General features: G+C 53.5%; 15 protein-coding genes and 1 pseudogene. 8 read left to right on the plus strand and 8 right to left on the minus strand.

All coding sequences use genetic code 11. The features are described 5' to 3' along the window. Nucleotides 1–219: 219 nt before the first annotated feature. Nucleotides 220–1134, minus strand: a complete 915-nt coding sequence (locus tag D886_RS0117905) for a YafY family protein (RefSeq protein WP_027595218.1) — start codon at nucleotides 1132–1134, stop codon at nucleotides 220–222. Between the two features lie 396 nt (nucleotides 1135–1530). Between D886_RS0117905 and D886_RS28385 the strand changes: the two genes are divergently transcribed. The 3 genes from D886_RS28385 (at nucleotide 1531) to D886_RS0117920 (ending at nucleotide 3711) form a co-directional block, all read left to right on the plus strand. Then, a complete protein-coding gene (locus tag D886_RS28385) occupies nucleotides 1531–1677 on the plus strand; it encodes a hypothetical protein (RefSeq protein ID WP_177323902.1) in 147 nt (48 codons plus the stop codon). A gap of 283 nt (nucleotides 1678–1960) precedes the next feature. Then, entirely contained in the window at nucleotides 1961–2446 is a 486-nt protein-coding gene (locus D886_RS0117915) for a toll/interleukin-1 receptor domain-containing protein (protein WP_023382864.1), read from the plus strand. Between the two features lie 302 nt (nucleotides 2447–2748). Further along, the gene (locus tag D886_RS0117920; RefSeq protein ID WP_027595220.1) at nucleotides 2749–3711 is read left to right on the plus strand and encodes a hypothetical protein; all 963 of its coding nucleotides are present in this window, start codon (nucleotides 2749–2751) and stop codon (nucleotides 3709–3711) included. Between the two features lie 32 nt (nucleotides 3712–3743). On the opposite strand, the gene D886_RS28610 is transcribed toward D886_RS0117920, so the two are convergent. Together D886_RS28610 and D886_RS27080 are read right to left on the minus strand one after the other, a co-directional pair. Then, nucleotides 3744–4070, minus strand: a complete 327-nt coding sequence (locus D886_RS28610; protein WP_081717517.1) for a hypothetical protein — start codon at nucleotides 4068–4070, stop codon at nucleotides 3744–3746. Then, nucleotides 4067–4945: pseudogene (locus tag D886_RS27080) on the minus strand (integrase domain-containing protein); the annotation flags it as partial. The pseudogene D886_RS27080 and the gene D886_RS28610, both read right to left, overlap by 4 nt. 92 nt (nucleotides 4946–5037) lie before the next feature. Here D886_RS27080 and D886_RS0117930 point away from each other — a divergent pair. Both D886_RS0117930 and D886_RS0117935 read left to right on the plus strand, forming a co-directional pair. Then, on the plus strand, nucleotides 5038–5937 hold the full coding sequence (locus D886_RS0117930) for an endonuclease/exonuclease/phosphatase family protein (protein ID WP_027595221.1): 900 nt from the start codon (nucleotides 5038–5040) through the stop codon (nucleotides 5935–5937). Next, a complete protein-coding gene (locus D886_RS0117935) occupies nucleotides 5930–6382 on the plus strand; it encodes a hypothetical protein (protein WP_027595222.1) in 453 nt (150 codons plus the stop codon). Before D886_RS0117930 ends, D886_RS0117935 begins: the two co-directional genes overlap by 8 nt. Before the next feature lie 49 nt (nucleotides 6383–6431). On the opposite strand, the gene D886_RS0117940 is transcribed toward D886_RS0117935, so the two are convergent. Genes D886_RS0117940 through D886_RS0117950 form a run of 4 tightly spaced genes read right to left on the minus strand, consistent with a single transcriptional unit; the run spans nucleotide 6432 to nucleotide 9019 of the window. Beyond that, nucleotides 6432–6665 carry a hypothetical protein gene (locus tag D886_RS0117940; RefSeq protein WP_027595223.1) on the minus strand — a complete coding sequence of 78 codons (234 nt, stop codon included), beginning with the start codon at nucleotides 6663–6665 and terminating at the stop codon, nucleotides 6432–6434. Further along, complete coding sequence (locus tag D886_RS27085; RefSeq protein WP_050580767.1) at nucleotides 6666–8147, minus strand: hypothetical protein; 1482 nt, start codon at nucleotides 8145–8147, stop codon at nucleotides 6666–6668. Beyond that, on the minus strand, nucleotides 8144–8791 hold the full coding sequence (locus D886_RS28390) for a hypothetical protein (protein ID WP_050580768.1): 648 nt from the start codon (nucleotides 8789–8791) through the stop codon (nucleotides 8144–8146). Before D886_RS28390 ends, D886_RS27085 begins: the two co-directional genes overlap by 4 nt. Nucleotides 8792–8800: 9 nt before the next feature. Then, complete coding sequence (locus tag D886_RS0117950) at nucleotides 8801–9019, minus strand: hypothetical protein (RefSeq protein ID WP_027595224.1); 219 nt, start codon at nucleotides 9017–9019, stop codon at nucleotides 8801–8803. Between the two features lie 108 nt (nucleotides 9020–9127). Here D886_RS0117950 and D886_RS0117955 point away from each other — a divergent pair, with 108 nt between their 5' ends. From D886_RS0117955 to D886_RS0117965, 3 genes are read left to right on the plus strand one after another with little or no spacing between them, the layout of a single operon-like run. After that, nucleotides 9128–9367, plus strand: coding sequence for a helix-turn-helix domain-containing protein (locus D886_RS0117955; RefSeq protein WP_027595225.1), 240 nt, complete (start codon nucleotides 9128–9130; stop codon nucleotides 9365–9367). A 3-nt stretch (nucleotides 9368–9370) separates the two neighbouring features. Next, nucleotides 9371–10429 (plus strand): tyrosine-type recombinase/integrase, encoded by a 1059-nt coding sequence (locus tag D886_RS0117960; RefSeq protein ID WP_027595226.1) that lies wholly within the window; start codon nucleotides 9371–9373, stop codon nucleotides 10427–10429. After that, nucleotides 10413–10973, plus strand: a complete 561-nt coding sequence (locus D886_RS0117965) for a hypothetical protein (protein ID WP_027595227.1) — start codon at nucleotides 10413–10415, stop codon at nucleotides 10971–10973. Before D886_RS0117960 ends, D886_RS0117965 begins: the two co-directional genes overlap by 17 nt. A 93-nt stretch (nucleotides 10974–11066) precedes the next feature. On the opposite strand, the gene D886_RS0117970 is transcribed toward D886_RS0117965, so the two are convergent. Next, nucleotides 11067–11382 (minus strand): IS630 family transposase (locus D886_RS0117970; protein WP_027595228.1); only part of this gene is annotated, 316 nt, incomplete at its 5' end.

Raw genomic sequence — 11382 nt, forward strand, 5'->3', positions numbered from 1 at the left:
ATTTGTATTCATATGATTTACAAGCTATTTATCGTCAAGGATATGCGCCTCTATCTCTAAAAGTATTCTCAGATATTCGATCGAATGTCGTTCATTAGGCGTGGTAGGCTCTGCATCAGAGCCAAGCCACCAAGTTATCACGGAGATGATATTGAGTCAGAAGATAACTCTGTCTCGAATTATGAAAGTGCCTGAATGCGATTTTACGTAAAGCGCAGCTCATTCAGTTTTCTCAAACTTAAATCTTTCCAATTCATCAAAATTCGGAGTTCTGTATCCGGGTGCAAACATTGAGCTCTCCACCCCGTAAAGAGCCAATGGATCGCTAAGCCATAGGCGGTAAGCCTTGTCTTTGATGCTGTGGTCAGGCGAGCAGTCCACATGGTACTGCTGCAAAACGTACCCCGCCATTGCCGCACGTACTCGAAGCCGTAGGACTCCGTCAGGCATGTCGAAGTCGCACATCATTATCTGTGTACAATCCTTATCAGGATGAGGGACAAGAGGGAGGTCAAGCATTCGATTCCACTGGTCATCGTTCTTCTTGTTCTCATTGGTGAGTGCCTGTTCTTCTAGTTGCACTTGAGCAGACCCGATTCGAGCTAGAACAAAGTCCACAAACTTCTCGCGCTTACGATCATACGCGCGTACGTGCCAACGCAAGCCATCGCAACTTATAGCGAACGGCACAATCTCACGTTCAGATTTTCCCGAGCCTGAGGTATAGCTTATTTTCACTACTTGGTTGAGGCTTATTGCGCGTGAGATTGGCGCCAGAACTTCTACTTTCGGCTTGCTGAGCAGAGTAACCGACTCATTTAGGATGAATGGCTTCTCTCCATCCAGACCGTATCCGTATCCATGGGAGAGAGCTGTGAGCACGCGTTCAGGCGAATGTGTGGCTACAGGCGAGAACGTCTCGCGCATCACGTAATGCTTGGTCACGGTGTCGAGCTCAGTGTTATGAGGAGCAATCTCTCGATACTGAGCGAAATCACGAGTAGCCGCCGCCGCGCCCACCCCGAATCTGTCCATGAGGTCAGTGCGTGAAGCGGTTCCCGTGAAGTACAGTCGGAAATCTATGTACACCAGGCGCTCTCGTTGGGCCTGGCTGTATTCGCTCAAGTCGATCATTTGCTCTCCGTCTTGCTTTCTCACGGTCTTGCCTTCTTACCTGCCTTGCGGAACGCACCCATCGTGTGGTCGGGCACATCTGAGATCCTACGATAGCACATGGGAGTGCTTGACGTAATCAAAATGATGATGGTACATTTGCGTTGTGGTTGACTATTATGACTGTAAGTAGCACATTATGAGCTTCAAAATGGTGGTTCGGATGAAATTTCAGAACGCCAGAAACACAAAGGCCGGTCAAGGTACGAACTTGACCGGCCTTCGGAAAAAGACATCTGAATTGGCTCCAGGTGTCTCTCGCGCTTTGTGGAAAAAGCTTGTGGATGGTAGCCCCTATGGGGTCCTTTCGCAAGGGAGCGAGTTCTGTGTTTGAGCCATCTCGAAGGAGGACATTCAATGTCCCAGCTTGAGATGTTCGAAAAACCCGATGGGGAAGGCGAGGTTATCTACCGGATGACCATCACCACCAAGTCGGGGAAGGTGATTCGACGTGCTAACGGGCAACCGTTCCGTATCGTCATTCGCCCGAAAGCGACCAGTTGATAATCGCTTAAACAGAGCCCAGGACACATTTTTGTGTCCTGAAGGCCACTCGCTCCTCATATGAAAGGGTCTAGAAATGTCTAGATGCACAGCACCGATACGCGGACATAGCTCAGCGGCAGCGGCGGCAGCCTGCCCTGCGTGCCGCTACCGCAGCAGCTCTCGCTCCTACTCCACATCATTTGGTAGCAGTGGGAGCAGCTATAGCGGCTACAGCTCCAGTAGTGGGGCTACCAGGTCGAGCGGGACGGCAAGGCCACGCTGGTCCAAAGCTGGTTCGTCCGTGTCATACACATTGGGTCAAGTGCAATCACTTCAACCAATTCGCCAGACCATTGAGACGCGAGCAGCGGCACAACCTGACCTGCGTGACGTATTTCTGTGCCACGCGTGGGACGATCGGCAAGGGGCGGCCAAAGAGCTACACGAGCTTCTAGTAGCTGCTGGTGTCAAGGTTTGGTTCAGCGAGAAGGATCTTGGACTCGGTGTTCCGATGATGCGTGCCATCGACAAAGGCTTAGCGAATTCGCGAATTGGACTCGTGCTGGTGACTCCCGCGTTGTTGGCCCGCCTCCCCAAAGAAAGCGTTGCAGACAAAGAGCTTTCCACGCTCTTGGCGGGTAACCAACTAGTTCCCATCGTGCATAATACGACATACGACGCACTTCGCAATGTCAGCCCGTTACTCGCGTCCCGAAGCGGCCTAGACACCGCTGAAGACTCGATGTCGGTGATAGCTGAAAAGATTGCCGAGTTGGTCACGCTCTAGACGTGGCAATCAGTTGGTTCGTTACCCTGCTAAACTTGAGTGAAATTTTTCTCCACTTTATTCAAATAGACTGACCGCTGGAGAAACTGTTAGCGCAAGAGCTGGTGCGTGTTTCCGCCCCTTTTTGCTATCTGTAAATAGCAGAAAGGGGTGGTTGGCAGCGTATGGCTCGGGTGTGGCAAATTTGGCTCGATAATTGGCATTGGTAATTGGCCGCAGCTTGTCATTGAGTGTCTTCATGGTGTTAGGTTGCTCGATATAGATAGCCGCTGTCATTGGGTGATGTCGCCTAGGGATTAGTTATGATAAAGCCACCGTTTAAAATTCTTAAGTCTAATCTGGTCGATGCGTTCTTTATTACGCCTGATAAGTTGTATCGCGAATTCGAAGCTCCTTTAGAAACGGTGGATAGATTCAGGAACGGGAGAATCTATTTTCTCGTCAAACGGCGTAAAGCGCGATTTTCCAGTGCCTCGCTGAACAGAAAGTGCCAGATAGTATTTAAGTATTCCTCACAGGGCATACTGTCGCGCCCTCACAAGATCGACATTGCTCAGTTGATGCATGGCGCGCCGGGTATCAATAAGAATTTCTTTCCGACGCCGGCCCATCTGCAATCAATGATTCAATATGTCGAGTCTGCAGATGAGTATGAGCGCCTGTTGAAGCGAGAGCCCATGGTTGCGGCTGTCATGCCGGGAAGCGGGGTGACGGAACGTGCGGATCGGGCAATCGCCTACCATTTTCTGACACCAGCGGACCCGACGCCCAAGGATGAAAATAGGCATATCATCTTTGCTCATCAACTGCTGCGTGTTACCGAAGACGTTCCAGAAAAGTACGAGGTTATTTACATCGGCAAGGCCATGGAGTTGTCCGGCCGAATGGATGGGCACAAGCGTGTGCAGCAAGCTCAAGCAGAATGCGAGGACAATGCGGAGATCTATCTGTACTTCTTCACACCTAAGTTCGAGGCGATGGCGTCTCGCGATGGCATGGTCATCAAGCGGCCTAACGATTATACGACCCTAGGAGAAGAGAATCTTGTGCTCGCCGCCGAGGCCGGTTTGATAAATTACTTCAAGCCTGAAATGAATGTTCAGAATAAGACAACGGAATTGCGTAAAAGCAAGACCATGGCTCGCGTGAAGAGTTTGGATTACACACATTTTATTTCGGAGTGTAATTTTGATGAGCGTGACTATGCGTTCGAAACGTCGAAAGTCAAAAAGAGCGGCGTGCACGAGAAGATTTACTCACTTTGACGCAGAGCAGGCATCTTCTATTCATATTGACGTCAGCTTTCAGTCGGTTGCTTCCGTTCGTCATTATCTGAATCACATTTCAGTCTGAGATTGAAGGTCCATGACGTATCTAGGCGCCGAGCGAGCAGTCGGATGGTAAGCAGATAGTAGTATCGTGTTGCGTCGTCATGTCTGGCGAGGCAATGCTCTATGAACCAAATCAGATGCTTTCGCTGCCAAGCCCAGGGTGTTGTTCGCTTCCAGCGCAGTGCAATTTTATTCTGTATGGTTTGTGATTGCCGTAAGTGACGTTGCCGCGTCGCGTGCGATCCGCTCAGCACTCCAGCTAAAAAAAGCTCCATATCGAATAGCTTACTCACGTCCGCCCTCCAATATAGGCCGCGACGACATCGATCCGACCGTGGCCCAGCTCGTAGCTGATTTGCCTCCGAGCCTCGCGGTCAAGGTGCTGATCTAACTGGCAGCATTGACCCCCGTTTATAGGCGCGCGATGTTGCGTGATTTGCTCGTAACGCTCACATGCGTATGCCGCTCGCAGCTCATGAAAGCCTTTGAGGCTGTGTCCATGCAGGATGTCCCGCGCCGGGCGGACGATGTGCTGTAGAACGTCAAGGTAGCTTTCGTGTGGCGCAATGAGGTTGCGGCTACCCGGAGGCGACATCTGCCGTGCAAACCCAAGTGCACCTCGAACATGGTCGTCCGCCGCAATCCAGCGAGGTGCCGAGGCACCGGCGCGGCCACCTTTTGTGCCGTCCTGGATGTTGATCTTGCCGCAGGCTTCAGCCTCACGGCTTAGCCGTGGCAGATCAGCCAAGATTGCTTCACGCAAGCGCATGCCGGTAGCTCGCGCCAATAGAATGATCGCGGCGGCGCGTAGCTGATGATGGCGGCAAAGCACATTGACGATCTGCCTCACCTGTTCACGGTCCTGGCCCTGAGGCACCGACTGGCGAACCCCGGTGCGCTGCATACCCAACGCCTTGCTCGGACTTGGCAACTTCACGTACTGATCACCGCGAAGCGCTGCCATGGTCCTGTTATCGCTGGAAAGCCGATTTTGTGCGGTGCTGATGGCGAGGTCGCCGCGCCTAACCACGTCGCGCAGATATGCCGCATAGTCGACCAACACACTTCGATCAATCCGCCGCGCATCATTGATACCTGGCCCTTGTTCGGAGCGGCACCACTTAACGAATGCCTGCCACCGATCACAGTGCGCCTTGACCGTGCCGTAAGCCTACGTCTCAGGATGCAGGCGACGGCGGAAATTCCACCGACAGCCCATTAAAGGTATGCTTTTGCATAATTCATGGAGGAGCGTCTTCAGTGTCTTCTGAAAACCATCTCGTTTTTGCCTGGTGGAACACAAGCTTGGCTCCGTCGGGGAATAGCAGATCCACGCCGGAGGAACGGGCCCTAGCGTGCCAAGTGATATTGAACTTAATCACGTCGGTGGGAGCTGACTTTATTGCTCTCGGCGAGATGTCTGATCTTGACCTAGAAGATGTGGCCTCAGTCTGTAATCCCTACGACTATACTGTCCACTCGGGAGTTACTAAGGCAGGCCGCTCGCAGTTTGATATATGCTTCGTAATTAACGAGCGAAAACTGTCCTTGCTTCATTCGAAAGACATAGTATCCAAGAAGGGCGAATCCACGCTCAAGATTGCAAAAAGACTGGATGTTGCGAGTGTGGACGATGGCACCATATTCCATTTACTAATTTCTCACTGGCCTAGTAGGCTCTGGTGCGAAGAAAATCATGCTGATCGGCATACATACGGCCTCCGGCTTAGAGACTCAGTAGAAGATATCTTCGAACTATACGAAAGCTCGCCTTTTGTTATCATGTTGGGCGATTACAATGATGAGCCTTTTGATAAGTCTCTCAGCGATCAAGTAATGGCCAGCCGGGACATAGATCTAGTTAGGCGCAAGCGACATTTACTGTACAACCCGTTCTGGCAGCACCTATGCAAGAGAACGGTAGAACACTCTGGATCCGGAAGCTATTACTATAAAGGAGGCAAGGTCACTAAATGGCACACCTTCGACCAGCTCATTTATTCGCATGCATTTGTGACGTCATCAAGTTGGAGCTATAAAGCTGATGAGAATTTAGTTCATGAGATTCCCCAACTAGTCGAGCTGGTAACCAACCCGGCAATCATATTTGACCACCTGCCTGTATATGGCAAGGTAGAGAGGAGTACGCAGCATGGCTAATTTCTTGGAGTCATTCAAAAAAGGGATGGTCGCAGCCGAGAAGGCGATCGCTAACAAGGATGATATAGACTCTGTATTCCAAGAGCTAAGCGACGAGATTGAGAAAGCCACTGAAGGTAAGATAAAAATTAAAATCACGACTCTCCAAGAGCCGTTCAATACTATTGGCATGACCATCTCGGATGTAATGAACAGAAAAACCTATCAGGCGATTGTAGCGTACAGTCCTTTATCAGTAGGCGATCCACAAGAGCTAGCGAGGTGGAAAATATCTGAAAACGGTTATCCATGCCGCGTAGTACTTCCTGATACGGAAATCTATTGTGAAGATAGGAAGGCATTGGAAGGTGCTCTATCTAAGTTAATCTCTACATCTACAACTGGCAAGATTTTCAAGGCGCTTTTGGAGAGGCAACCTCGGCTGCCAGTGGATGACGATATTTAATGAGCATTGCTCCACTAAAAAGCCCGCTTTTGCGGGCTTTGTTGTTCAATCAGACGTTAATCCCAAGTCGAAGCATTCGCTTGCGCATGGCTGCCGCCACTTCATTCAGTTCGGCATCGGTTAGCGCCCTGGAATAGATTGCCACCGCCGAGATGTCCACCTCGCCGCCAAACGCCGCACTGCCGCTGCCAATCTGGAATAGAGAATCAGACAGCACTCGCGACGCGCCGTCAAAACCTTGAAGCATGGTGTTCTTGGTGAGGTTCTGCACCTTGGTCAGCATTCAGCTGCTCGAGCGCAATACCTGCTTTGCCCGCAAAGCCTTGAGGCGTTCGGCCTTCGGTTTCAGAGCGAGGCTGTGGCCATCTTTCGTGAAGTGGAAGTGGACGATCCGCGACAGCGTCGCCTCGTCGCCGGTGACGCTCGCGTTCTGTGCGATGGCCAACGCGCCCCGCCAGAGGTCTACGCGCTTCTCGTTGCCCGTCGTTTTCGCACCTGTCGCGCGCAGCTGGGCGTGGTAGTCGAACATGGGTTTCACGTCGTCCCAGGTGAACTGGATGGTGACCGTGCGTCCCTGGGTATCGATGTAGGTCCGGTCGGACTCGATCAGTACCAGCGGAAGGTTGCTGACCTCGGCAAACGAGCGGAGCAGGCCGACGGCGCTTGCCCCCGATCCGCTCGGTTTGATGCCCTCGGTATTCTCCCGGCCGAGCAGGCGCCAGAGCAGGCGGAGCAACATGGATTTGCCAGAACCTGGTTCACCGCTCAGTTCTAGGAAGCCGAACGATGCCTGCTGGCTTGCGATCTGTTGGACAAAGAGCGAAGCGGTCCACCAGGCCAGGGCGCCAAGGCCATTCATACCGGTGACGTCCATGAAGTCGCGGAACCAGGACGGATCGAAATTTTCGCCACGCTCGAACTTGACGGTGGCCAGCGCAGTCTTGATCCCCCGGCCCTTCACCTCGATGAAACCGTGACTATTCACCTGCAGCTCGCGGCCATTCTGAAAACCGAATTCAGGGAAGCAGTAGGTGCTCGTGTCCTCGTCGTAGCCCAAGAACGGCAGGCTGCGCACAGTGCGAACAGGTCGATACTCATCATTCAGCCACTTGGCTTTGAGCCAGGCCAGCTCTCGGGCGCCACCTTCGAAGTTGCCGCCAGGTGTGAAGTCCAGCATGCCCTTCACGAAGCCTCGGGGATCAGCGATCGATCCGGAGGACAGTGCGGCTTGGCAGTTGCGGCTTTGGTCCGGGAAGGCAAAGCTGAAGTGATAGCGCTGCTCGCCGGTGATGACGTCCTTCTCCAGGTAGTCCAGGTCCGGTACGCAGTTAGACACCTGCTCGGCTCGTGACGCGCCATAGAAGATGTCGCGATTGCCTTCCAGCTTCTGGTCGTCCAGGGCCTTGGTCAGCTCGGCCTGGTTGACCCGAACAGAGAACAACTGGTTGTTGAATTCGACCAGGTAGAAGCCAGCGGGCCGACGTAGGTAGACCAGGTAGGCCAGTTTGCGCGCACTCTCAGCGGTGAACAGGCGGCCCCGGTAACAGGCGTCCTCGACGAAGACCTGGTCAAGCTTGCCGTTACGGTAGACGTCGTCCCAGTCCAGCTCGCCGGCCAAGGCAACCCACCCGATCTCTTTCATCGACCGCAGTTGCTTGAGGTGCTTGCGGATGTAGGTCCGGCCGGCCTTGTCGTCGTCCAGGGCGACTACCCAGGTGACCATCTTGCCTTCATTGGCCTCGACGATGTCCCAGGGGAAGTTCACGCAGCTGATCGCGCAATAGCCTTGAAGCCGGCTAGGTGGAGGGCGATAGCGTGGAAAATGCCTTCGACGATGTACACCCGATCGTACTTCTCGATCGTCTGCCCAGGTGGCACCCACCCGGAGTTGGTGTACTTCATGCCCGCCTTGATGCCGGCCTTCTGGTCCTCGTTACTTGCAATGGCACGGGCATCGATGATGCGCTCCCAGTAGCCGTCGCAGAGCGGGAAACGGACAGTGTCAGCCCACTCCCCGGATGGCTTCATCTGACGACGCCCCTGTGTGTACCAGCCCTGCAGCTTGCTGATGTCAAAGCCGCGGGCTCGACTCAGGTAGGCATCTGCAGTTGCGTTGGGGTTCTCCGGCGTAGAGGGGGAAGCGCTCAGGTTTTCGAACAGGTGCTGATAGCGATTGCGGGTGCGCTCCTCATAGCCGCAGTTGTTCAGCCTGTTGCACTTGAGCTGGTAAGGCTTCTCTTTCTTGACGAACACAGAACGCTTACCGCAACTCGGGCACATGCCCTTGTTCAGGTATTCCTTCGTCTCGTCCTTGGGCTGGAAACCCAGCTCCGGATCGCGCTCGAGGGCGGGAATGACGTCCTCAAGGTAGATCCGGTCGAAGTGTTCCGGTGTGATCCGTGCGTTCATTTCGGTTCCTTACTGCTTCGCTGCCAAACGAACGCGCTCTTCCTGCTCTGCAGCTTCCAGAGTCATGTGAATCATGTTGATGAGTACTGCACTTTTCGATCCGACCTCCTTCGGCCGAGTCAGGTAGTGGCCTGCCTTGATTTCGTTTTCCACGGCGCTCTTGGACTGGCCGGACCGCTTCACGAACTCAGCGATGGTCACGTATGGCGTGTCGATAGCAATCTGCATTCTGTTAACCTCTGCTCTGGATATCTAGGGATATTTAGGTTAAAAGTACACATATGGAACCTTGATTAAGTACCCATACGGAACCATGGCAAGAGGGAGATGCGGTTAATGGGGCTAGCTGAGAAGCTGAAGGCGATCCGGATCAAGGAAGGTCTGACCCAGTCCGAGCTTTGTGAAGCAACGGGGCTGAGCCTGAGCAGCTACAAAAAATACGAGCTGGCACTGCGCACAGAGGTGAGTTCGGTCGCGCTGCTCAAGCTCACGAATCACGAGCGTTTCAAGAAGTACACGCTTTGGCTGATGACCGGCGATGTGGCTCCGGCATGCGGCCAGGTGAGCCCGGTTTAACCCATGTCGATCAAGAAACTGGATTCAGGCGAATGGCTGGTCGATTGCAGACCAGAAGGCCGTGACGGACCTCGCGTGCGTCGCAAACTGAAATCCAAGAGTGAGGCGATGTACGCCGAGCGGATGCTGATGGAGGATGGTGCCCGGGGAGAGTTCGAGAAGAAGTCTAAGCGTGACGATCGGCGCCTGGGCGACTTGGTCGACCTCTGGCACAAGCTCCATGGTCAAACATTGAAGCGAGGGGTCGAACGCCAGCGGGCACTGCAGGCGATGGCCGAGCGCATGGGAAATCCTCGCGCAGCCGACTTCACAGCGGCGCACTTCACGAAGTATCGGGCCGAGCGCCTGGCCGGTGAGCACGGCCGCACTTCACCTGGCAATGGGATGAAAAAGGGGCAGAAGGCCAAGCCTGTAAGCCCTAACTCTCTGAATCACGAGCTGGCCTATCTGAGTGCGGTTTTCAATGAGTTGGATCGACTAGGAGAGTGGTCGGGGGGAAATCCCCTGGAGAAGGTACGTCGGCTCAAGTTTGATGAGGCAGAGATGGCGTATCTGGAGAAGGGCGAGATCCCGTCATTGCTCAAGGCGTTGGACGGAATCTCGGACAAGGGCGGGGTGGTTGCAAGGGTTTGCCTGGCGACGGGCGCACGGTGGTCTGAGGCAGAAGGGTTGGCGCCTAAGCAGGTTCGGGGTCAGCGGATCAGTTTTCACCGCACCAAAAACTCCAAAAGTAGGGTGGTCCCTATAACCCAGGAGTTGGAAGACCTGGTCAAGACTGCGCTGCCATTTGGTGATTGCTACAAGAGATTTGGCGAAGCGATTGAGGCTGCCGGCATAGAATTGCCAGATGGGCAGTTAACTCACGTACTACGTCACACTTTCGCTAGTCATTACATGGCCAACGGCGGTGACATCCTCACTTTGCAGCGGGTTCTCGGTCATTCCTCTCTTACGATGACTATGCGTTATGCGCATTTCAGCCCCGGCCATCTCGCCGATGTAGTTCATCTTAACCCCCTTACGTGTAAAAAAATGGAGGAAAAAAGTGACGGAAACCGTTGAATGGTGCACGGTCGTTTGGCAGGTGGTAGATGGCACATCTTCCACCACCAGTACTGGTTGGACTACCTTCGCAGTTGCCGCATTAACTGGTGCTTTCGGCCTAGCAGGTATCTGGCTAGGACAGAAAAAACAAGCGCAATCCCAGGCTAAGAGCGTCAGAGCCGCGTTGCTCGCGGAAGTGGCTGCTATTGAGAAATTCCTCGTAGCTGAAAACTATCTGGAAAAGCTGAAAAAGATTGCCCAGGATTTGAGCGCTGTCAAAAGTGCTCTGCAGAGGGGAACTCGCAGGTTTCAGGTCGCCACAGCGGATCACCTGAACAGAATCTACAAAGCCAACCTTGCGCATTTGGGGGCGTTATCGAAGACCGAGGCCATTTTGGTCGTTCGTCTCCACCACCTTCTTGAAGGTTTTTTGGCGGATGTCACCGGCTCAGGACCTTTGGCTTTCGGTTCCACCAGACCCGAAAAATTTGAGGCGGCTGCTCAGCAGGTGGAAGACATACTAAACATCGCGCACCGCTTAACCGGCGAAGAGAAGCGCTGATGGCATCTGTGTGGACAGAATGTGGACGTTTGAAAGAGAAGGGGGAGTAATCTGCAGGGAGCTAGTGTGGTGTTTCAGAAATACCACTGAAAATCATCTACCCAGCGCTCGTGCCGCGCGAGCGACTGAGGCAAGGATGTCCTCGGCCTTCTTGTGCCACCGAAATGGCTTCGGATTCTGGTTGTAGGTTTCCAGGTAGTGCTCAATCGACGCCTCCAGATCCTTAACGCTGACATGTGCCTGCCGCTTGATCCACTTCTCGCTCAGCGTTGAGAAAAACCTCTCAACCAAATTCAGCCAGGATGCCGAGGTGGGCGTGAAGTGGATGTTGTAGCGTGGCCTCGCCGCAAGCCACGCCCTGACCTTGTCAGTCTTGTGAGTCGCATAGTTATCCATGATCAGATGAATC

It is taken from the genome of Pseudomonas sp. LAIL14HWK12:I7, from assembly GCF_000483465.1.
Taxonomy (GTDB): Bacteria; Pseudomonadota; Gammaproteobacteria; order Pseudomonadales; family Pseudomonadaceae; genus Aquipseudomonas; species Aquipseudomonas kermanshahensis.

What these genes read in the sequence shown, in the direction of transcription:
- D886_RS0117905 (WP_027595218.1), bottom strand. Translation starts at nt 1,134, where the DNA reads ATGATCGACTTGAGCGAATACAGCCAGGCCCAACGAGAGCGCCTGGTG.
- D886_RS28385 (WP_177323902.1), top strand. Translation starts at nt 1,531, where the DNA reads ATGTCCCAGCTTGAGATGTTCGAAAAACCCGATGGGGAAGGCGAGGTT.
- D886_RS0117920 (WP_027595220.1), top strand. Translation starts at nt 2,749, where the DNA reads ATGATAAAGCCACCGTTTAAAATTCTTAAGTCTAATCTGGTCGATGCG.
- D886_RS0117935 (WP_027595222.1), top strand. Translation starts at nt 5,930, where the DNA reads ATGGCTAATTTCTTGGAGTCATTCAAAAAAGGGATGGTCGCAGCCGAG.
- D886_RS0117940 (WP_027595223.1), bottom strand. Translation starts at nt 6,665, where the DNA reads ATGCTGACCAAGGTGCAGAACCTCACCAAGAACACCATGCTTCAAGGT.
- D886_RS28390 (WP_050580768.1), bottom strand. Translation starts at nt 8,791, where the DNA reads ATGAACGCACGGATCACACCGGAACACTTCGACCGGATCTACCTTGAG.
- D886_RS0117950 (WP_027595224.1), bottom strand. Translation starts at nt 9,019, where the DNA reads ATGCAGATTGCTATCGACACGCCATACGTGACCATCGCTGAGTTCGTG.
- D886_RS0117955 (WP_027595225.1), top strand. Translation starts at nt 9,128, where the DNA reads ATGGGGCTAGCTGAGAAGCTGAAGGCGATCCGGATCAAGGAAGGTCTG.
- D886_RS0117960 (WP_027595226.1), top strand. Translation starts at nt 9,371, where the DNA reads ATGTCGATCAAGAAACTGGATTCAGGCGAATGGCTGGTCGATTGCAGA.